Annotated in this window: 21 protein-coding genes and 1 pseudogene; 6 read left to right on the forward strand and 16 right to left on the reverse strand. The window is 71.8% G+C overall.

Going from position 1 to position 20536, the window contains the following annotated elements; all coding sequences use genetic code 11:
* Positions 1–10: 10 nt before the first annotated feature.
* A complete protein-coding gene (locus IE290_RS27315; RefSeq protein WP_191247573.1) occupies positions 11–565 on the reverse strand; it encodes a TetR/AcrR family transcriptional regulator in 555 nt (184 codons plus the stop codon).
* Between the two features lie 77 nt (positions 566–642).
* Between IE290_RS27315 and IE290_RS27320 the strand changes: the two genes are divergently transcribed.
* Together IE290_RS27320 and IE290_RS27325 are read left to right on the forward strand one after the other, a co-directional pair.
* Entirely contained in the window at positions 643–1503 is an 861-nt protein-coding gene (locus tag IE290_RS27320; protein ID WP_191247574.1) for a TIGR03620 family F420-dependent LLM class oxidoreductase, read from the forward strand.
* The gene (locus IE290_RS27325; protein WP_191247575.1) at positions 1500–2324 is read left to right on the forward strand and encodes a TIGR03620 family F420-dependent LLM class oxidoreductase; all 825 of its coding nucleotides are present in this window, start codon (positions 1500–1502) and stop codon (positions 2322–2324) included. Before IE290_RS27320 ends, IE290_RS27325 begins: the two co-directional genes overlap by 4 nt.
* 10 nt (positions 2325–2334) lie before the next feature.
* Here the strand turns inward: IE290_RS27325 and IE290_RS27330 are convergent, their stop codons facing one another.
* The 4 genes from IE290_RS27330 to IE290_RS27345 form a co-directional block, all read right to left on the reverse strand.
* The gene (locus IE290_RS27330) at positions 2335–2577 is read right to left on the reverse strand and encodes a DUF397 domain-containing protein (protein ID WP_191247576.1); all 243 of its coding nucleotides are present in this window, start codon (positions 2575–2577) and stop codon (positions 2335–2337) included.
* Positions 2578–2656: 79 nt separating this feature from the next.
* Positions 2657–3670: a ketol-acid reductoisomerase gene (gene ilvC, locus IE290_RS27335; protein ID WP_191247577.1), complete on the reverse strand. Its 1014-nt coding sequence runs from the start codon at positions 3668–3670 to the stop codon at positions 2657–2659.
* Between the two features lie 34 nt (positions 3671–3704).
* Positions 3705–4211 carry an acetolactate synthase small subunit gene (gene ilvN / locus IE290_RS27340; RefSeq protein WP_191247578.1) on the reverse strand — a complete coding sequence of 169 codons (507 nt, stop codon included), beginning with the start codon at positions 4209–4211 and terminating at the stop codon, positions 3705–3707.
* Positions 4208–6070, reverse strand: a complete 1863-nt coding sequence (locus tag IE290_RS27345) for an acetolactate synthase large subunit (RefSeq protein ID WP_191247579.1) — start codon at positions 6068–6070, stop codon at positions 4208–4210. Before IE290_RS27345 ends, ilvN begins: the two co-directional genes overlap by 4 nt.
* A gap of 298 nt (positions 6071–6368) precedes the next feature.
* Here IE290_RS27345 and IE290_RS27350 point away from each other — a divergent pair, with 298 nt between their 5' ends.
* Positions 6369–6806 carry a PH domain-containing protein gene (locus IE290_RS27350; RefSeq protein ID WP_191247580.1) on the forward strand — a complete coding sequence of 146 codons (438 nt, stop codon included), beginning with the start codon at positions 6369–6371 and terminating at the stop codon, positions 6804–6806.
* Here IE290_RS27350 and IE290_RS27355 read toward each other — a convergent pair.
* Genes IE290_RS27355 through IE290_RS27365 form a run of 3 tightly spaced genes read right to left on the reverse strand, consistent with a single transcriptional unit; the run spans position 6803 to position 9173 of the window.
* Entirely contained in the window at positions 6803–7003 is a 201-nt protein-coding gene (locus IE290_RS27355; protein WP_191247581.1) for a hypothetical protein, read from the reverse strand. The genes IE290_RS27350 and IE290_RS27355 overlap by 4 nt on opposite strands.
* An 11-nt stretch (positions 7004–7014) precedes the next feature.
* Positions 7015–8424, reverse strand: coding sequence for an amidase (locus tag IE290_RS27360; protein ID WP_191247582.1), 1410 nt, complete (start codon positions 8422–8424; stop codon positions 7015–7017).
* Positions 8421–9173 (reverse strand): GntR family transcriptional regulator, encoded by a 753-nt coding sequence (locus tag IE290_RS27365; RefSeq protein WP_229874730.1) that lies wholly within the window; start codon positions 9171–9173, stop codon positions 8421–8423. The genes IE290_RS27360 and IE290_RS27365 overlap by 4 nt, the downstream gene beginning before the upstream one ends.
* A 297-nt stretch (positions 9174–9470) precedes the next feature.
* Between IE290_RS27365 and ilvD the strand changes: the two genes are divergently transcribed.
* Together ilvD and IE290_RS27375 are read left to right on the forward strand one after the other, a co-directional pair.
* Positions 9471–11315 (forward strand): dihydroxy-acid dehydratase, encoded by a 1845-nt coding sequence (gene ilvD / locus IE290_RS27370; protein ID WP_191247583.1) that lies wholly within the window; start codon positions 9471–9473, stop codon positions 11313–11315.
* Positions 11316–11619: 304 nt separating this feature from the next.
* A pseudogene (locus IE290_RS27375) lies at positions 11620–11792 on the forward strand (IS481 family transposase); the annotation flags it as partial.
* 94 nt (positions 11793–11886) lie between these two features.
* Here IE290_RS27375 and IE290_RS27380 read toward each other — a convergent pair.
* The 3 genes from IE290_RS27380 to IE290_RS27390 all read right to left on the reverse strand — a co-directional run bounded on the left by IE290_RS27380 (position 11887) and on the right by IE290_RS27390 (position 14335).
* The gene (locus IE290_RS27380) at positions 11887–12507 is read right to left on the reverse strand and encodes a DoxX family protein (RefSeq protein ID WP_229874731.1); all 621 of its coding nucleotides are present in this window, start codon (positions 12505–12507) and stop codon (positions 11887–11889) included.
* Positions 12508–13037: 530 nt separating this feature from the next.
* Positions 13038–13415, reverse strand: a complete 378-nt coding sequence (locus IE290_RS27385; protein ID WP_191247585.1) for a VOC family protein — start codon at positions 13413–13415, stop codon at positions 13038–13040.
* Positions 13416–13420: 5 nt separating this feature from the next.
* Positions 13421–14335 (reverse strand): 2-hydroxyacid dehydrogenase, encoded by a 915-nt coding sequence (locus IE290_RS27390; protein WP_191247586.1) that lies wholly within the window; start codon positions 14333–14335, stop codon positions 13421–13423.
* Between the two features lie 53 nt (positions 14336–14388).
* On the opposite strand from IE290_RS27390, the gene IE290_RS27395 reads away from it, so the two are divergent.
* Positions 14389–15579 (forward strand): PQQ-dependent sugar dehydrogenase, encoded by a 1191-nt coding sequence (locus IE290_RS27395; protein ID WP_191247587.1) that lies wholly within the window; start codon positions 14389–14391, stop codon positions 15577–15579.
* Here IE290_RS27395 and solA read toward each other — a convergent pair.
* The 5 genes from solA to gatC are packed head-to-tail and all read right to left on the reverse strand — an operon-like array spanning position 15576 to position 20533.
* Positions 15576–16700, reverse strand: coding sequence for an N-methyl-L-tryptophan oxidase (gene solA, locus IE290_RS27400; protein ID WP_191247588.1), 1125 nt, complete (start codon positions 16698–16700; stop codon positions 15576–15578). The two genes, IE290_RS27395 and solA, sit on opposite strands and share 4 nt — an antisense overlap.
* An 11-nt stretch (positions 16701–16711) precedes the next feature.
* Positions 16712–17227, reverse strand: coding sequence for a hypothetical protein (locus IE290_RS27405; protein ID WP_191247589.1), 516 nt, complete (start codon positions 17225–17227; stop codon positions 16712–16714).
* Between the two features lie 2 nt (positions 17228–17229).
* Entirely contained in the window at positions 17230–18735 is a 1506-nt protein-coding gene (gatB, locus tag IE290_RS27410; RefSeq protein ID WP_191247590.1) for an Asp-tRNA(Asn)/Glu-tRNA(Gln) amidotransferase subunit GatB, read from the reverse strand.
* Complete coding sequence (gatA, locus tag IE290_RS27415; RefSeq protein WP_191247591.1) at positions 18732–20237, reverse strand: Asp-tRNA(Asn)/Glu-tRNA(Gln) amidotransferase subunit GatA; 1506 nt, start codon at positions 20235–20237, stop codon at positions 18732–18734. Before gatA ends, gatB begins: the two co-directional genes overlap by 4 nt.
* A complete protein-coding gene (gatC, locus tag IE290_RS27420; protein WP_191247592.1) occupies positions 20234–20533 on the reverse strand; it encodes an Asp-tRNA(Asn)/Glu-tRNA(Gln) amidotransferase subunit GatC in 300 nt (99 codons plus the stop codon). Before gatC ends, gatA begins: the two co-directional genes overlap by 4 nt.
* Positions 20534–20536 lie beyond the last annotated feature (3 nt).

The following is a 20536-nucleotide window of genomic DNA, read 5'->3' on the forward strand; positions in this document are numbered from 1 at the left end:
ACCGGGGCCGTTAACGGGAGCGCAACCCGGCGAAAACGAGATCGAGAAGCCGATCCGGGTCACCGGCGTGCTCGCCGGCCCAGCCCGCCGCGTGCACCATCAGCAACACCTCGTCGGGCTCGAGGTCCGCGCGCAGCTGTCCGGATTCCTGCGCGCGGGCGACCAACCGGGCGACGGCCGCGCGCATCCCGGCGCAGGCGGCGTGCAGGTCGGAGGTCTCGTCGTTGAGCGCGTCGGCGGTCGCGTCGGCCAGGCCGCGGAACGTGGTGGCGGCGCCGAGCAGGCTCCGCGCGAAGGTGCGCAGGGCGGCGAGCGGGTCCCGGTCTTCGAGGAGTTCTTCGGCCGTGCGGGCCTGCGCCTCGAACCGCTCGCCGAGCAGGGCGACCAGCAGCGCCTCCCGGGTCGGGAAGTGCCGGTAGAGCGTGCCGATCCCGACCCCGGCCCGGCGCGCGATCTCCTCCAGCGAGGCGTCCACGCCGAACTCGGCGAACGCCGTGTTGGCCTCCGCCAGCAGCCGCTCGTAGTTGCGGCGGGCGTCGGCGCGCAGGGGTCGGGTGCTGTTCATCACGATCCACTTTAGGCGTGACAAACCGGAGGCTGCCTTCGTAGAGTGATCCGGAGGACCCCTCCGAAAGGTTTTCGATGACTTCAGTCGGTGTTTGGCTCTACGGCGGTCACCCGGCGACCGCCGAGGTGGAACGGGAGCAGCTGGCGCGGCTCGACGCGCTCGGCTACGCCTCGGTGTGGATGGGCGAGACCGTCGGCGGGCGCGACGCGTTCGCCCGGTCCGCGGTGTTCCTCGGCGCGACCGGGCGGATCACGGTGGGCACGGGGATCGCGAACGTGTGGTCGCGGCCCGCGGTGACCGCACAGGCCGCGGCGCGCACCGTCGCCGAGGCCCATCCCGGGCGGTTCGTGCTCGGACTGGGGGTCGGGCACCCCTTCCAGGCCGCGAGCCTGGGGCAGTCGTTCGCGAAACCACTGCGCGGGATGCGGGAGTACCTGTCCCGGATGGACGAAGAGGCGGCGGCCAACCCGCCGGCCGCGCCGTTCCCCCGGGTGCTGGCCGCGATCGGGCCGCGGATGCTGGAGCTGTCCCGGGACGCCGCCGACGGCGCGCACCCGTTCGCCATGCCCGTGCGGCACACCGCGTTCGCGCGGGAGATCCTCGGTCCGGGCAAGCTGCTGATCCCGCACCAGTCGGTGCTGCTGGAGACCGATCCGGAAGTGGCGCGCGCGAAGGCGCGGTCGTCGGCGAGCCAGATCCTGCGGGCCGAGGCCTATGCCCGGGCGTGGCGCGAATTCGGCTACGACGAGATGTCCGACCGGCTGGTGGACGCGGCCGTCGCCTGGGGCGACGAGGAGGCGATCGCGCGGCGGGTGCGGGAACAGTTCGACGCGGGCGCCGATCAGGTGCTGATCTCCCCCACCGCGACCGACCTGCCCGGCGCGGTGGACCAGCTCGCCCGGCTGGCGCCGGTGCTGCTGGGGGTGGCCGCGTGAGCGTCGGTATCTGGACCTTCGCCTTCGACGCCGCGCCGATCGGCCAGGTGCGCGAGGCCGCCGCGGAGATCGAGGAACTCGGGTTCGACGGCCTGTGGTTCGGCGAGTACCCGGGCCGCGAGGCGCTCACCCAGGCGGCTTTGCTGCTCGGCGCCACGTCCCGGATCACGGTCGCCACCGGCGTCGCCCGCTTCGACCGGCGCAGCCCGGCCGGTGTCGCGGGCGGGGCGCGTGCCCTGGCCGAGGCCTATCCCGGCCGGTTCACGCTGGGCCTGGGCGGGCACGCGCGCGGCGCGCGCCCCGTCGAGAGCATCCGCGCGTACCTGGACGAAATGGACGCGGCCGAGTTCACCAGCCCCGAGCCCGTGCCACCGCCGCGCAGGCTGCTCGCCGCACTGGGACCGCGGATGCTGCGGCTGGCCGCCGAACGCGCCGACGGCGCCCACCCGTACTTCGTGCCACCCGAGCACACCGCGCTGGCGCGGGAGATCATGGGGCCGCACGCCTACCTCGCGGTGGAGCAGGGCGTGGTGCTGGACCGGGTTCGCGGCCTGGACATCGCCCGCGCGGAGGTGGGCTTCTACCTGGAGAGCGCCGAGCACCACCGCGTGAACCTCAAGCGCCTCGGCTTCACCGACGACGATCTCGCGGGCAGCGACCGGCTGGTCGAGTCGGTCATCGCGATCGGCGAGGAGGAGATCGCCGGCCGGGTCAAGGCCCATCTGGACGCGGGCGCGGACCACGTGTGCCTGCAGGTGATCACCGACGAGCCCGGCCTGCCCCTGGCCGGCTGGCGGCGGCTGGCCGAACTCGTGCTCTGACCGCGGCCGGTCAGTCGGCGCTCAGGCCCGCCAGGTCGTGGAACTCGCCGTCGCGGGCGCCGGCCACGAACGCGTCCCATTCGGACGGTGTGAAGACCAGGACCGTGCCGTCCGGGTCGGTCGCCTTCCGCAGCGCCGTGTAGACGAGGCCGTCGGTGTGCTCGACGTGCGCGAACTCCAGTTCACCGCCGGTCGCCTGCCACCTGGCGCCGGTGAGATCCAGTTCCTCGCGAACCCGCGCCTTGTCGTCCACGCGCTCACGGTAACTCCGCGACGAAGAAGGGACCGCTCCGGGGGCGCACCCCGGAGCGGTCCCTGCTGCCGCGGAAAACTCAGGCGGTCTCGGTGATCGGCCGGTCGACCCACGACATGAGGCCACGCAGCTTCTTCCCGGTCTCCTCGATCGGGTGCTGCTCGCCGGCCTCCTGCAGCTTGCGGAAGGTGGCGCGGCCGGTCTCGTCCTCGCCGACCCACTCGCGGGCGAAGGTGCCGTCCTGGATCTCGCCCAGGATCTTGCGCATCTCCTCCTTCACCGCGGGCGTGATGACACGCGGGCCGCGGGTGAGGTCGCCGTACTCGGCGGTGTCGGAGATCGAGTACCGCATCCGGGCGATGCCGCCCTCGTACATGAGGTCGACGATGAGCTTGAGCTCGTGCAGCACCTCGAAGTAGGCGATCTCGGGCGCGTAACCGGCCTCGGTCAGCACCTCGAACCCGGTCTGCACCAGCGCGGAGGCACCACCGCAGAGGACGGCCTGCTCACCGAACAGGTCGGTCTCGGTCTCCTCCTTGAAGGTGGTCTTGATGACGCCGGCGCGGGCGCCACCGATGGCGGCGGCGTAGGACAGCGCGAGCGCCTGCGCGTTGCCGGAGGCGTCCTGCTCGACCGCGATCAGGGCGGGCACGCCCTTGCCGTCGACGAACTGGCGGCGGACCAGGTGGCCCGGGCCCTTCGGCGCCACCATCGCCACGTCCACATTGGCCGGCGGCTTGATCAGCTCGTAGCGGATGTTGAAGCCGTGGCCGAAGAAGAGGGCGTCGCCGTCCTTCAGGTTCGGCTCGATGTCCTCGCTGTAGATGAAGCGCTGCTTGGTGTCCGGCGCGAGGATCATGATCAGGTCGGCCTCGGCGGACGCCTCCGCCGGGGTGAGCACCCGCAGGCCCTCCTCCTCGGCCTTCGCGCGCGACTTCGACCCCTCCGGAAGACCGATGCGCACATCGACCCCGGAGTCGCGCAGGCTCAGCGCGTGCGCGTGGCCCTGGCTGCCGTAGCCGATCACCGCGACCTTGCGACCCTGGATGATGCTGAGATCGGCGTCGTCGTCGTAGAAGATTTCGACAGACATGAGGGGAACTGATTCCTTTCGGTTCTAAAAAACTTCAGCGGGGCGCGGAGGCGGTGATCGACCGGGGACCCCGGCCGACCGCGACCATGCCGGACTGCACGATCTCACGCACGCCATAGGGCTCGAGCATGCGCAGGAGGGCACTGAGCTTGTCACCGGTGCCGGTGGCCTCGATGGTGAGCGCCTCGGGCGAGACGTCGACCACCTTCGCACGGAACAGCTGGACGGTCTCGAGGACCTGGCTGCGCACGGTGGCGTCGGCCCGGACCTTGACGAGCAGCAGTTCGCGCTGCACCGACGAGACGGGCTCGAGCTCCACGATCTTGATGACGTTGACGAGCTTGTTGAGCTGCTTGGTCACCTGTTCGAGCGGTAGCTCCTCAACGGCGACCACGATCGTCATCCGGGACACCTCGGGGTTTTCCGTGGGCCCGACGGCGAGGGACTCGATGTTGAAACCGCGGCGGGAGAACAACCCGGCGACTCTGGCGAGCACCCCGGGGACATTCTCCACCAACACGGACAGCGTATGCGTGGTCACTGCGAAACCTCGTCGTCTTCGAACAGCGGGCGGATGCCGCGCGCGGCCATGATCTCGTCGTTCCCGGTGCCTGCCGCCACCATGGGCCAGACCTGGGCGTCCTTGCCGACCACGAAGTCGATCACCACCGGCCGGTCGTTGATCTCCATCGCGCGGCGGATGACGTCGTCGACCTCGTCCTTGGTCTCACACCGCAGGCCGGCGCAGCCCAGCGCCTCGGCCAGCAGCGTGAAGTCCGGGATGCGGTGCTTGTGGGTGCCGAGGTCGGTGTTGGAGTACCGCTCGGCGTAGAAGAGGTTCTGCCACTGGCGGACCATGCCCAGGTTGCCGTTGTTGATGACGGCGACCTTGATCGGCGCGCCCTCGATGGCGCAGGTGGCCAGCTCCTGGTTGGTCATCTGGAAGCAGCCGTCGCCGTCGATGGCCCACACCTGCTTGTCCGGCACGCCGAACTTGGCGCCCATCGCGGCCGGGACCGCGTAGCCCATGGTGCCCAGGCCACCGGAGTTGAGCCAGGTGCGCGGGTGCTCGTACTTGATGAACTGCGCGGCCCACATCTGGTGCTGGCCGACCCCGGCGGCGTAGACGGCGTCCGGGCCGACGATCTGGCCGATGCGCTCGATGACGTACTGCGGCGACAGCGTGCCGTCGCTGGGCCACTCGTAGCCGGCCGGGAAGGTCTGGCGCCACGCGTCGATCTGCGTCCACCACGGGGCCAGGTCCGGCTCGCCGAGGCGCTCGGTCTCGGCCTTCACCGCGTCGATCAGCTCGGTGATGATCTCCGCGCAGTCGCCCACGATCGGCACGTCGGCCTTGCGGTTCTTGGAGATCTCGGCCGGGTCGATGTCGGCGTGGACGACCTTGGCCTCCGGCGCGAACGACGACAGTTGACCGGTCACCCGGTCGTCGAAGCGCGCGCCCAGCGCCACCAGCAGGTCGGCGCGCTGCATCGCGGCGACCGCGGCGACCGAGCCGTGCATGCCGGGCATGCCCAGGTGCTGCTGGTGCGAGTCGGGGAACGCGCCGCGCGCCATCAGCGTGGTGACCACGGGGATGCCGGTCAGCTCGGCCAGCCGCCTGAGCTGCTCGTGCGCCTGGGCCTTGATCACGCCGCCGCCGACGTAGAGGACCGGGCGGCGGGCCTGCGCGATCAGCTTCGCGGCCTCGCGGACCTGCTTGCCGTGCGGGCGCAGCGTGGGCCGGTAGCCGGGCAGGTGCATCTCCGGCGGCCAGGAGAACGACGTGGTCTCCTGCAGCACGTCCTTGGGGATGTCGACCAGGACCGGGCCGGGACGGCCGGTGGAGGCCAGGTGGAACGCCTCGGCGATCACCCTCGGGATGTCGATCGGGTCGGTGACCAGGAAGTTGTGCTTGGTGACCGGCATCGTGATGCCGCAGATGTCGGCTTCCTGGAAGGCGTCGGTGCCGATCAGCGCCCGGGTCTGCTGGCCGGTGATCGCGACGACCGGGACGGAGTCCATGTTCGCGTCGGCCAGCGGGGTGACCAGGTTGGTGGCGCCGGGGCCGGAGGTCGCCATGCAGACCCCGACCTTGCCGGTCGCCTGCGCGTACCCGGTGGCCGCGTGCCCCGCGCCCTGCTCGTGGCGGACGAGGACGTGGCGCACCTTGGTCGAGTCCAGAAGCGGGTCGTACGCCGGCAGGATCGTGCCGCCCGGAATCCCGAAGACCACCTCCACGCCCATCGCCTCGAGCGACCGCACCAGCGACTGCGCACCGGTCACCCGGACCGGCGTGCCGGCGGGCGGGGCGGGCTTGGGGCGGTTGCCGAGCTGGGCTGGCGACGCGGCGGCCGGAGTTCCTCCGGATTTCGTGTCCGATCGCGACGTGGCGCTTGTCATCAGTTCTGCCTCGTGGGTCTCGTCGGGCTTCTCGTCAGGTGGTCGGGTCTGGCAAGGCGTGGGCAACAAAAAACCCCCGCCGACCTTGGTAGGTCGCACGAGGGTCGCGCGTCGACGCAGGCGGGCTCGATCGGTCCCTACGCGTCGACGCGCGGGAAAAGTACGAGGCCAATCTGCGGTGTCACGGCGCTGACGTTAACGGGTCGCGCCAGATGGTGTCAACTCTGCGGGATCGTGATCCCGGATACTGGGCACACCCGGCGGAGGTGTCCCGGGCGGCGGAAGGCACCATGGTGGCGTGGCCGAAACGCAGCACGAGGGCCGGAAGGCGATCTTCCGGGTCCCGCTGATCACCCTGCTCGCCGTCGTGTTCCTGGCGGTCTGCATGATCCCCGCCGCCTTCGCCGACGTGCCGGGGCTGTGGCTGATGTACGTCGTCCCGATCGGGTTGTTCGTCTACGTGCTGCGCACCCGCACGGTCGCCTCGGCGCGCGGCCTGAGCGTGCGGACGGTGTTCGGCCACCGCGAGATGCCGTGGTCGGCGCTCAAGGGCCTGGCGATCAACGACAAGGCCAAGGTGCGGGCCGTGCTGACCGACGGCAGCGAGGTCGCGCTGCCGTCGGTGCGCACCCGGCACCTGCCGGTGATCTCGCTGGTCAGCGAGGGCCGCATGAAGGATCCGAGCGGCCTGACCGACGACGTGGACCCCGAGTCCCCGGACGCGGCGACGGACTAGCGGGCCCAGTCCTCGATCCGGGCGCCGGCGCGGAAGCGCAGCGCCGGGTCGGTGTAGCGGGCCTCCGGCACCGCGTAGAGGGCGTCGAGTGCGGCGCGCTGCCCGGTGTAGGCCGGGACGTAGGCGGCGAGTTCCGCCTCGCTCGTGGTGAGGCCGGCGGCGGCGAGCAGGCCGCGCACCATCGTCAGGTCGTCCATGTTCTCTCCTCTCAGGCCGCGGCCACGCCGGCCGGCCGCGGCACGCGCAGGTGCCAGTCGGTGCTCTGCTGGAACGCGTCGCCGGCCCGCAGGATCGCCGCCTCGCCGAACGCGGGACCGGCCAGCTGCAGCGACAACGGCATGCCGTCGGCGGTGAACCCCATCGGCACGGCCAGGACCGGGTTGCCGACGCTGTCCCAGTAGGGCGTGAAGATCAGCGAGAACAGATCGGCGACGTCCACGCCCCCGCCGGGCGTGGTGATGCTCGCGAAGGTCGGCGCCCCGACCGCGGCCGTGGGCGCGGCAATCACGTCGACGGTCTCGAACAACCGGGCCAGCGCGTCCTGCGCGACCCGGCGCACCCGCTGGGCCTGCACGTAGTCGGCGCCGGAGGCCATCGCGCCGGTCACCAGCATCGCGCGGGTCGCCGCGTAGTAGTCGTCCCAGCGGCCGCCCAGGTCGTTGCGGTGGTAGGCCAGCGCTTCGCAGCCCATCGTGACCAGGTCCGCGGTGATCATCTCGGTCCGGTACGGCAGCGTCACCTCGACGAGCGTCGCGCCCTGCTCGGCGAGCACCGCGACCGCGGCGTCGAACGTGCTCACCAGCGCCGGATCCGCGTGGTCCGGGAAGTGGCCCTCGCGCACCACGCCGATCCGCAGCCCGGTCAGGTCGCCGTCGAAGGCGGGCGCGGTGAACGGCGCGTCCACGCAGTCCGGGTCGCTCGCGTCGAGTCCGGCGAGCACCTCCAGCACGGCCGCGCAGTCCTGCGCCGAGCGGGCGAGCGGCCCGATGTGGTCGAGGCTGTAGCCCAGCGGCACGCACCCGGATTTCGGCACCCGGCCGAACGTCGGCATCAGGCCGCTGACGCCGCAGAACGCCGCCGGGATGCGGATGCTGCCCGCGGTGTCGGTGCCCAGCCCGGCCAGGAACATTCCGGCCGCCACCCCGCTGCCGGTGCCGGAGCTGGACCCGCCGGGCCAGGTGTCCGGGTTCCACGGGTTGCGCGGCACGGGGAACGGCTTGGTGTCGTCCGGCATGCCGCAAGCGAACTCCATCGTCGAGGTCTTGCCCGTGATCACCGCGCCGGCGGCCTTGAGGCGGGCGACGACTGGCGCGTCCCGGCCCGCGCCCCACGCCGGGTCGAGGACCAGGCTCTGCGCGGTCGTCGGGCCCTCGGCCATCGCGATGATGTCCTTGACGCCGAACGGGATCCCGTGCAGCGGGCCGCGGTCCACGCCGCGGGCCAGCTCGGCATCGGCCGCTGCGGCCCGCTCGAGCGCGTAGTCGTCGAGTCGGTGCAGGTAGGTGCCGATTTCGGCGTCGCGGTGGTCGGCGGCGGCGATCGCGGCCTCGGTGAGCGCGACGGACGTGGTGGCGCCCGCGCGCAGCGCGGCGGCGGCGTCGGTGACGGTCTGGATCACGCTTCCCTCCCGGGGAATCGGGTGCCGCGCGAGACGAACCGGAACCGGTCGGCGCGGATGTGGACGAAGGCCAGGTCGAACGGGCGCCCGGCGGCGTCGGCGATGGTCTGCTCGGTGACCAGGACGGGCGCGCCGGGCGCGATGCCCAGCACCGCGGCGACGAGCGGGTCGGCCGGCTCGGCGCCGATGATGAACTCGGACTGTCCGAACTCGACACCGGCCTCGGCCATGAGGGCGTACCAGTCGGTGACGAACGGGCTGTCGCGCAGCCGCGCCGCCTCGGGGAAGAGCGCGTAGTTGGTGGCGAGCCAGATCGGCTCCTCCTGGTGGAGCGCGACGTACTCCAGCCGCAGGCACGGGGTCCCGGCCGGCACCCCGAGCCGGTCGGCGACCAGCGCGGGCGCGGCGATTTCGGACCGGTCGAGCAGCCGGGGCCGGGTCCGGCGGTTGAGCAGGCTGTGCTGGTCCGGCCGGATCACCCCGTGGGCCTCGACGAGTTTCTCGTCGGCCGGCCGGACGACCGCGTGCGTGCCGATGCCCTGGGTGCGTTCGATCAGCCCTTCGGCGCGCAGCAGGGAAAGAGCTTCGCGGACGGTGGCGCGGGAGGCCCCGTGGGCGGCCATCAGCTCGGCTTCGGTGGGCAGCTGCCCGCCGGGGTAGCTGCCGCCTTGGACGGCCGCTCGGATCATGTCCCGCAGGCGGCGCACGTCGTGGGCCCGCCCTTCGCCGCGCCGGTGCTGGGTCCTCATTCCCGGCGACGCTAGGGAACGGGCTTTGCCGCCCGGTCTCCACGGCATCACCGCGGTGTTACCGCCGATCGCGCGAACGCCCATATCCGATCCCTTCCCTCAGGTGCCGGAAAACTAGGAATCGCGTATTTCAACCGCGTATCCGACGCCATTGCGCCCGGTTACGCCGGTTCTCACTCCCTGAGACAATGCGCTGACCTGCGGTTTCTCCCACTGGAGTGAAGGCTGCGCCGGATTCGGTGTGGGATGCGCCGCCGGTTGAACGGGACAACGGCGGCCGGGCGTAATCTGGCGGACATGCCTGCTCTGCGTTCCCGAACAACCACCCACGGCCGCAACGCCGCGGGCGCCCGCTCCCTCTGGCGGGCCACCGGGCTGACCGACGGCGACTTCGGCAAGCCGATCGTCGCGATCGCCAACTCCTACACCCAGTTCGTGCCCGGGCACGTGCACCTCAAGGACCTCGGCGACATCGTGGCCGGGGCGATCCGCGAGGCCGGTGGCGTGGCGCGCGAGTTCCACACGATCGCGGTGGACGACGGCATCGCCATGGGGCACAGCGGCATGCTCTACTCGCTGCCCTCGCGCGAGATCATCGCCGACTCCGTCGAGTACATGGTCAACGCGCACCAGGCCGACGCGCTGGTCTGCATCTCCAACTGCGACAAGATCACGCCGGGCATGCTCAACGCCGCGATGCGGCTGAACATCCCGGTGGTGTTCGTCTCCGGCGGGCCGATGGAGGCCGGCAAGGCGGTCGTGGTCGACGGTGTCGCGCACGCGCCCACGGACCTGATCACCAGCATCTCCGCCTCGGCCAACCCCGCTGTCGACGAGGACGGGCTGTCCATTGTGGAGCGGTCCGCGTGCCCGACGTGCGGGTCGTGCTCGGGCATGTTCACCGCGAACTCGATGAACTGCCTGACCGAGGCGCTGGGCCTGTCGCTGCCTGGCAACGGCTCGACGCTGGCCACGCACGCCGCGCGCCGCAAGCTGTTCGAGGACGCCGGCCGCACCGTGATGGAGCTGTGCAAGCGCTGGTACGGCGAGGACGACGACAGCGTGCTGCCCCGCTCGATCGCCAACCGCAAGGCGTTCGAGAACGCGATGGCGCTGGACATGGCGATGGGCGGCTCGACCAACACGGTTTTGCACATCCTGGCCGCGGCGCGGGAGGGCGAGGTCGACTTCACGATCTCCGACATCGACGCGATCGGCCGCCGCGTGCCGTGCCTGTCGAAGGTCGCGCCGAACTCCGACTACCACATGGAGGACGTGCACCGGGCCGGTGGCATCCCGGCGATCCTGGGCGAGCTGAACCGGGCCGGGCTGCTCAACCGGGATGTCACTGCTGTGCACTCCTCTTCCCTTGACGAGTGGCTGTCCAAGTGGGACATCCGGGGCGGGTCGGCGTCCGAGGAAGCGATCGAGCTGTTCCACGCCGCACCGGGCGGGGTCCGCACCACGGAGGCGTTCTCCACGTCCAACCGCTGGACCGAGCTGGACACGGACGCGGCGAACGGCTGCATCCGCGACATCGAGCACGCCTACAGCAAGGACGGCGGGCTCGCGGTGCTGCGCGGCAACCTGGCCGAGAACGGCGCGGTGATCAAGTCCGCTGGTATCGACGAGGAGCTGTGGCGGTTCCAGGGGCCGGCCCGAGTGGTCGAGAGCCAGGAGGAGGCCGTCTCGGTCATCCTGGGCAAGCAGATCCAGCCGGGTGAGGTGCTCGTGGTGCGCTACGAGGGTCCCGCCGGCGGGCCGGGCATGCAGGAGATGCTGCACCCGACGGCGTTCCTGAAGGGCGCCGGGCTGGGCAAGAAGTGCGCGCTGATCACCGACGGCCGGTTCTCCGGCGGCTCGTCGGGCATCTCGGTCGGGCACATCTCGCCGGAGGCCGCGTCCGGCGGCACGATCGGCCTGGTGGAAAACGGCGACCAGATCCTGATCGACGTGCACGAGCGGAAGCTGGAGCTGCTGGTGGACGCCGACGTGCTGGCCGAACGCCGCGCGAAGATGGAGGCGTCGGAGCGGCCGTGGCAGCCGGCGGAACGCCAGCGCCCGGTGACCGCGGCCTTGCGCGCCTACGCCCGGATGGCCACCTCGGCCGACACCGGCGCGGTGCGCGACCCGAACAAGTAAGTCAGGAAGAGCAAGGGCCCCGGCTGGTCGCAGCCGGGGCCCTTCGCTGTGCGCTGCTAGCTGTCGTGACCTGGCGGCACAACGGTATCCGCTACGAGCGCCGCGCCCCGGGCGAGCACCTGGCCTACGTCGAAGCCTCCCGGACGAACGTGACGCCACCGCCACCGCCTTCCTGCACCGCGCCGTGGCCTGGTCCGCCGGCGCGGCATCACCGCGCAACCCTGGACTACCAACGCCCAACGGCTCGACGCCTTGCCCGGATAGCTCCACCAATGCGCCAGCAAGTGGGTCAACCGCTGGCGACGCCACCCCAACCGAGGTGGTGGCCAGGATCGAGCAGCTGCGCCGACAGCACAAGTACTGACCGCCGAAGGCATCACCATCTCGGTCCGCACCGTCGGCCGATACCTACTGCGGCTCGGCCTGAACCGCCGCCGGTTGCTTGACCCCACCCCAACGGCTCGACGCCTTGCCCGGATGGCTTCACCACTACAACACCCAACGCCCAAACAGCCCCGGCAGGCCACCCACCCGACTGGCCAAACGTCTACGACCTGTCAGGTCACGACACCTATCGCGCCAGCACGATCACCACCACCGCCGCCGCGGCGGCGATCAGCAAGAAGAACACCCCGAACGGCACCGGGCGGCGCCGCCACGGGGTGTTGACGTCCAGGGCGATCCGGCCGGAGCCGGTGAACAGCAGGGTGAACGCCACGGCCGCCAGCAGCAGCTCGAACTCGAAGCCGCTCGGCTCGAAGAGCCCGCCGTGCCACTGGACGTACACGATGTTGGCGGTGACGCCGAGCAGCGCGGCCGCCCCGATCTGCGTGAACAGACCCAGCACGATCAGCACCGCGCCGATCAGCTCGCTCAGCCCGGTGACCCACGCGAGCAGCGTCGGCTGGGCGGTGTAGCCCACCGACTCCAGGATCCGCGCGGTGCCGTCGATCCCGGGGCCGTTGAACAGCCCGAACACCTTCTGCAGCCCGTGTGCGCCCAGGATCGCGCCGAGCACGAGCCGCAGCACGAGCAGGCCGAAGTCGATCCCGCCGTGGTACCGGTTGACCGGCGGCGACGGCCGGTCCTCGACGTCGGAGAGCATGCTGGTGCTGGCGGTGTCCGTGGCCTCGTAGTACCCGGACTCCGTGAACAGGTTCTGGGTCTTCGGCTCGTCCTGAGGGCTGGTCACCCGCGCAGGGTAGGCCATCGGTGTCCGGCGCGCGAGCGGATCCGGGGCGACACAACGCGAACGGGCCACGCCCAGTCGGGCCGAGGTCCTGCACCCACAGGCCCAGACCGAGGCCGAGCTCGCCGTGCGGCGTGAGCATCTCGGCCAGCAGCGGGGCCGGCGGGAGCTCGCCGCCCAGCAGCGCGCGGATGAACGTGTTCAGGTCCCTGGCGGTCGAGAGGTCTTGATGACGCTGCCCGCCCACACCTGCCCGTTGACCCTCGGCTCACGGCGACATCACCGCCCAACCCTCCCCGCACTGGAGCGCCCGGAGCGTGGATGGTCAGCTGGGCGCCGACCGAGTGTCGCCGGCCTCGGTGCGCAGCACGAGCGTGCCGCGCACGGCCTCGGCGGTGATCGGGGCGGTGGTGGCGAACTTCTGCATCGGGGGCTCCTGTGTCGGTCCGGCTTGGTGGGACCAGATTCGCCCGCCGTCCTGACACCGGACCGCCTCCACGCTGACAGCGCGGCTGAGACCCCGCGGCGCCGTGTCAGGTGGCCCGGCGCTCGCCCGCGCTGCGTTCGATGCAGAACTCGTTGCCCTCCGGGTCGAGCAGCGTGACCCACCCGAGCCCGTCGGCCCTGCGATGGTCCTCGTGCACCGTCGCGCCGAGGGCGACTACACGCGCCACCTCCTCGTCGCGCGTCCGCTCGTCCGGCATCCAGTCGAGGTCGAGGCGGTTCTTCACCGCCTTGCCCTCCGGCACCCGGATGAACAGCAGCCCGGGCACCGGCGCGGGCGCCTCGACCAGCACCTCGGGGTCGCCCGGCGAGTCCTCGCCGGACACCGGCCACCCGGTCACCTCGCTCCAGAACCGCGCCAGCTCGTACGGCTCGGCGCAGTCGATCGTCACGTGACGGAGGATCATCGGCCTCAGTACTCCCCGTGCACGAGGTTGTTCGGCAGCTCGCCGCCGGCGTAGCGCGCTATTTCCGCCGCCACCACCGCGTATGAGCGCCGCTTGCTGCCGGTCACCGAGCCGGCCACGTGCGGCGTCAGCACCACGTTCGGCGCCGTCCACAGTGGATGGTCCGCGGGCAGCGGCTCGGGGTCGGTGACGTCCAGGGCGGCGCGCAGCCGTCCCGCCGTCAGCTCGGCGAGCAGCGCGTCGGTGTCGACCACCGGTCCGCGGGCGGCGTTGACCAGGATCGCGCCGTCCGGCATCGCGGCGAGGAACTTCGCGTCCACCATCCCCCGGGTGCGCGAGGTGAGCGGCACCATCAGCGCGACGACGTCGTGCGCGCCCAGCAGCCCGGGCAGCTCGTCCACCGGGTGCACGCCCTCCCGACCGCTGACGCCGACCATCGTGACCCGCGCGTCGAAGGCATGCAGCCGCCGCTGGAGCTGCCGCCCCAGGTCACCGGCCCCGACGACGAGCACCCGCTTGTCCTGCAGGGTGTCGGTGGCGTGCAGGTTCCAGCGGTGCGCGGCCTGGTCGGCGGCGAACCCGGGCAGCTCGCGGTAGATCGACAACAGCACCGCGACGACCCATTCGGCCGTGCTGCCGCCGTGCGCGCCGCGGCAGGTGGACAGCAGCACACCGTCCGGCACGGTGCCGATCCAGTTCTCCGCGCCCGCCGACAGCAGCTGGATCAGCTTCAGGTTCGGCAGCGCGCCGAGCACGGCGTCGCGTTCCTCGGGCCGGTGGGCGCCGGGGACGAGGACCTCGGCGTCGGCGGCTTCGGGCGGCAGCGGCTCGCGCCAGGTGTAGCGGACGGGCCGCACCCCGGCCAGCTCGCCGAGCGCGCGCAGGCCGTCTTCGTCGGGAACCAGAACGGTCACGGGCATGATCGCCACGGTACTTACCCGTCGTTCACCCACCGGCACCTAGGCTGGGAGGCGTGCGTGTCGGGAACCGGAAGTCGCGGTGGTGGCTGGTGGCGGCCTGCGGGCTGCTGCTGACCGGCTGCGCCCGGTTCGACGACCGGGCCGCGCACCAGACGTTCGAACCGGCCCCGGAACTGACCGCCCCGGCCGGCCCGCAGCCCGAGCTGCCCGAGGTCGACGGCGGTGACGACGAGTCGCGGCCCAGCTCGCCGCGGACGTCGATCCCGCCGCCGCAAGGCTGCACGGACTACGACCAGTCGGTGATCGCGACCTGCCTGGACACGGTGTCCGCGCTCGCGGCGCTGCCGAACACCGGCGCCGCGCCGGGCGCGCTGGCCGCCGAGCGCAAGACGGGCCGCGTGCTGCAGGTTTCCAGCGGCAACGCGCCGGCCGAGGTCATCCGGCTGGACGTGCAGGCGACCGGCGACGGCGGCCTGACCGGGCTCGCGCTGTCCCCGACGTTCGCCGAGGACCAGCTGGTTTTCGCGTACCTCACCACGGCCACCGACAACCGCGTCGTGCGCTTCACGCGCGGCCAGCAGCCGAAGGCGGTGCTGACGGGCATCCCGAAGGGCGCGACCGGCAACCGGGGCGCGATCATGGCCGACGGCAAGGGCGCCCTGCTGGTCGCGACGGGCGACGCGGGCAACCCGTCGGCGGCGGCCGACCCGAACTCGCTCGCCGGGAAGGTGCTGCGCATCGACACGGCGGGCAACGCGGCCCAGGGCAACCCGACGCCGGGTTCGCGGGTGTACGCGAGCGGCGTGCACTCCCCCGGAGGCCTCTGCAAGGCGACGGACGGTTCGCGGATGTGGATCACCGACCGGGGCACCTCGGCGGACGCGCTGTACCCGATCGTGCCGGGCGCGTCGCTCGCGGTACCGACCTGGACCTGGCCGGAGAAGCCGGCGCTGGCGGGCTGCGCGGACAGCGGCACGGCGGTCGTCATCGCCACGTCGGTGGGCGCCAACCTGCAGGAACTGCCCATCACGCTGGACGGTTCGGTGGGCGGCAAGCCGAAGGCGCTGATGGACGGCAAGAACGGCACCGCCTACGGCCGGTACGGCGGCCTGGACCAGATCGACAGCCAGTTCGCGCTCGTGGGAACCGTCAACAAGGACGGCGGCCAGCCCATTTCGAGCGATGACCGGGTCGTGCTGATCTCACTGCAGGCCACCCCGAGCGGCGGCACCGGCAAGGACTAGAACCGGTCCGGATTCAGGAAACCCGCGGGCAACGAGCTGCTGCCGTGCAGCACTGATTCCGCAGCCACCCGCCCGATCGCCGGCGCCATCTTGAACCCGTGCCCGGAAAACCCGCCGAGCACCACCAGGTTCGGCACCGCGGGCACGTTCCCCACCAGCGGATTCCCGTCGGCGGTGTACCCGTCCATGTGCACGGATACCCGATGCGGATGGGGATGCAGCTCCGGCAGGCACTCCCCCACCAGCGAGCTGATCGCCGACAGCGCCGACGGCCGCACGTCCCGGTCCAGCGCGTCCGGATCATCCACCGGATCTTCCGCGACCAGCGCCACCTTCACCGATCCGCCGTCGAAGGTGGGGATCCCGAAGAAGTGCCGCTCCCCGCTCTGCCGGATGAAGACCGGGAACCGCTCCGGGCCGTACCGCGCCGGGTCGGTGGTCGCGAACCACGTCATCACGATCCGCCGCACGCGCACCGCGTCCGCGAGCGCCGGGACCAGCCTCCCGGTCCACGGCCCACCAGCCACCACCGCCTGCCGCACGGTGAACCGGCGCTCGCCGGCCACGATCACCACGTGGTCGTCGAACGGTTCGATCGCGGTCACGGCCGCGCCGCTGTGCACCCGGGCGCCCAGCGCGGCCGCCCGCGTCACCGCCGCGATCACCGCGAACTCCGGCCGCAGCACGCCAGCCGTGTGGTCGAGCACCGCCATCTCGCCGTCCGCCAGCCGGTGCTGCGGATACCGCCACGCCATCGCCTCAGCGTCGAGCACCTCCGCGGGCAGGCCGAAGCGGTCGATCGAGGCGAGCACGTTGGTCATCGCCTCGGTGCCCTCGGTGCCGATGGTCAGCCCGCCCGTCGTGGTCAGCAGCCGCCAGCCGGACTCCGCCTCCAGCTCCCGCCACAGCCGCTGCGCCTCGCGTAGCAGCGGCACGTATTCGGGGCCCTCCTGGTAGGCGGTGCGGAAGATCCGCGACTCGCCACCGGCGGCGGACCGGTCGTGCCCGATGCCGAACTGCTCGAACCCGAGGACGTCCGCCCCGGCGCGGGCGAGCTGCCACGCGGTCATCGAGCCCATCGTGCCGAGCCCGACCACGGCCACATCGGCGTCGAACGCCATGGCTCCCCCAGTCAGCGACGCCGCAGCGCACGCACGTCCAGCACGGCCGCGGCCGTGGAAGCCAGCGCGCCGAGCATCCCCAGGTACCGGCCGATCCCGGCGTACAGACCGATCCCGCCGTCCTCGAGCAGGCCGCGGGTGTCGGAGTCGAACTGCCAGCCCATCGCGAACCAGCCGAGGACCATCAGCAGCAGCGCCACCCCGGCGAAGATCAGCCACAGGTGCGGCAGGCCCGCCACCCGCACCTTCCGGAACTGCCCGAACGCCACCACCGCCAGACCGGCGACCAGCAGCAGCAACGGCCCGCACCACGCCAGGAACCCGGTGGTCCAGGCGTCGCGCGCGACGTCCGACGAAGGCAGCTCACGCAGGGCTTCGTCGACGACCTGGTTCGTCGCCGACAGGTTCGTCCACGGCAGGAACAGGGCGAGCGTGGCCACCACGCCCGCCCCCAGGCCCGTCCACTCGCGCGAGCTGACGCGAGCGAGCGAGAACCGCTCCGGTTCCGCGGACACCTTCGACGGCATCCTCAGGCGCCGACCCGCTCGATGATGAGTTCGCGGACGCGCTTGGCGTCGGCCTGGCCCTTGGTCGCCTTCATGACCGCGCCGACGATCGCGCCCGCGGCCTGCACCTTGCCGCCGCGGATCTTGTCCGCGATGTCCGGCTGCGCAGCCAGCGCCTCGTCGACCGCGGCGAGCAGCGCCGAGTCGTCCGACACGACCTTCAGGCCCCGCTTCTCCACGACCTCGTCCGGCTCGCCCTCGCCGGCCAGCACGCCCTTGACGACCTCACGCGCGAGCTTGTTGGTCAGCTCGCCGGAGTCGACCAGCGCGGCCACCCGGGCGACCTGCGCCGGGGTGATCGGCAGCGCGGCGATCTCCACCTCGCGGGCATTGGCCTCCTGCGCCAGGAAGTTGACCCACCAGCTGCGCGCCTCGTTCGGCTTGGCGCCCTCGGCGACCGTCGCCTCGACCAGGTCGACCGCGCCCGAGTTGAACAGGTCGCGCAGCTCCTCGGCGGACAGGTTCCACTCGGTCTGGATCCGCTTGCGGCGCGCGGCCGGCATCTCCGGCAGCGTCCCGCGCAACTCTTCGACCCACTCGCGCGACGGCGCGATCGGCACCAGGTCGGGCTCCGGGAAGTACCGGTAGTCCTCGGCGGTCTCCTTGGTGCGGCCCGGCGAGGTGGTGCCGTCGGACTCCTGGAAGTGCCGGGTCTCCTGGGTGACCTTGCCGCCCGCGACCAGCACGGCGGCCTGACGCGTCATCTCGTACCGCACGGCGCGCTCGACGCTGCGGAAGGAGTTGACGTTCTTGGTCTCGGTGCGGGTGCCGAACTCGGTCGTGCCCTTGGGCATCAGCGACACGTTCGCGTCGCAGCGCAGCGAGCCCTGGTCCATGCGCACGTCGGACACGTCCAGCGCACGCAGCAGATCGCGCAGCGCGGTCACGTACGCCCGCGCCACCTCCGGCGCCCGCGAGCCCATGCCGACGATCGGCTTGGTGACGATCTCGATCAGCGGCACGCCGGCGCGGTTGTAGTCGAGCAGCGAGTGCTCCGCGCCGTGAATGCGACCCGTCGCGCCGCCGACGTGCAGCGACTTGCCGGTGTCCTCCTCCATGTGCGCGCGCTCGATCTCCACGCGCACGACCTCGCCGTCGTCCAGCGTCACGTCCAGGTAGCCGTTGAACGCGATCGGCTCGTCGTACTGCGAGGTCTGGAAGTTCTTCGGCATGTCCGGGTAGAAGTAGTTCTTCCGGGCGAACCGGCACCACTCGGCGATCTCGCAGTTGAGCGCCAGCCCGATGCGGATCGCGCCCTCGACGCCCTTGCCGTTGAGCACCGGCAGCGCACCGGGCAGGCCCAGGCAGGTCGGGCACACGTGGGTGTTGGGCTCGCCGCCAAACTCGTTGGCGCAGCCGCAGAACATCTTCGTCTTGGTGTTCAGCTCGACGTGGACCTCGAGCCCGAGCACCGGGTCGAACCGCTCGACGACCTCGGCGTAGTCCATCACTTCGGCAACGGCGGTCACGCCGAGACTCCCTTCAGCTCCGGAACCCGGTCGATGATCGAGCCGCGCGCGACCTCGTAGGCGGCGCCGACCCGGTAGAGCCGGTCATCGGCCAGCGCCGGGGCCATGATCTGCAGGCCGACCGGCAGACCGTCCTCGTCGGACAGTCCACTCGGCACGCTCATGGCGGCGTTGCCGGCCAGGTTCGCCGGGATGGTGCACAGGTCGGCGAGGTACATGGCCATCGGGTCGTCGACCCGCTCGCCGATCTTGAACGCGGTGGTCGGGGTGGTCGGCGAGACCAGCACGTCCACCTTCTCGAACGCCGCGTCGAAGTCGCGCGTGATCAGCGTCCGCACCTTCTGCGCCGAGCCGTAGTAGGCGTCGTAGTAGCCGGAGGACAGCGCGTAGGTGCCGAGCATGATGCGGCGCTTGACCTCGGGGCCGAACCCGGCCTCGCGGGTGAGCGACATGACCTCTTCGGCGCTGTGCGAACCGTCGTCGGACACCCGCAGGCCGTAGCGCATGGCGTCGAACCGGGCCAGGTTCGACGACGCCTCGCTCGGCGCGATCAGGTAGTACGCCGGCAGCGCGTAGACGAAGTTCGGGCAGGACACCTCGACGACCTCGGCGCCGAGCGCCTTGAGCTGCTCGACGGCGCCCTCGAACGAGCGCTGCACGCCGGCCTGGTAGCCCTCTCCGCTGAACTCCTTGACCACGCCGACCTTGACGCCCTTGAGGTCACCGCGCAGGCCCTCGCGGGCGGCGGCGACGACCGGCGGCACCGGCGCGTCGATCGAGGTCGAGTCGAGCGGGTCGTGCCCGGCGATGACTTCGTGCAGCAGCGCCGCGTCCAGCACGGTGCGCGCGCACGGCCCGGCCTGGTCGAGCGAGGACGAGAACGCCACCAGCCCGTACCGGGACACGCCGCCGTAGGTCGGCTTCACGCCGACCGTGCCGGTGACCGCGCCCGGCTGGCGGATCGAGCCGCCGGTGTCGGTGCCGATCGCCAGCGGCGCCTCGAACGCGGCCAGCGACGCGGCGGAGCCACCGCCGGAGCCGCCCGGGATGCGGGCGTGGTCCCACGGGTTGTGCGTCGGGCCGAACGCCGAGTTCTCGGTGGAGGAGCCCATCGCGAACTCGTCCATGTTGGTCTTGCCCAGGATCGGCACGCCCGCCTCGCGCAGCTTGCGCGTGACCGTCGAGTCGTACGGCGGGATCCAGTTCTCCAGCGTCTTCGAACCGCAGGTGGTGGGCAGGCCCACGGTGGTCAGCACGTCCTTGAGGGCGAGCGGGACACCGGCGATCGGCGAGGCCGGGGCCTGGCCGCCGGCCAGGGCGGAGTCGACCTCGCGGGCCGCCGCGAGGGCGCCCTCGGCGTCGACGTTGAGGAACGCGTGGACGTGGTCGTCGACCTCGCCGATGCGGTCCAGGTGCGCCCGCGTGACCTCCTCCGAGGACACCTCGCGCGCGTGGATCTTCTCGGCCAGCTCGGCGGCCGACAGCCGTGTTAGGTCGGTCACTGTTCCTCCCCCAGGATCCGCGGCACCCGGAAGCGGCCCTCCTCGGCGGCCGGCGCACCGGCCAGGGCCTGCTGCTGGGTCAGTCCGGGCCGGGCCACGTCCTCGCGGAAGACGTTCGTGAGCGGCACGGCGTGCGAGGTCGGCGGCACGTCGTCGGCGGCGACCTCGCTGACCTTGGCCACCGCGTCCAGGATGTGGTCGAGCTGACCTGCGAAAACGTTCAGCTCGTCGTCGGTGACCGCGAGCCTGGCGAGCTTGGCCAGGTGCGCGACCTCGTCGCGGGAAATGTTGGGCACGCG

The sequence above is a fragment of the Amycolatopsis deserti genome (assembly GCF_014653945.1).
Lineage (GTDB): Bacteria > Actinomycetota > Actinomycetes > Mycobacteriales > Pseudonocardiaceae > Amycolatopsis_E > Amycolatopsis_E deserti.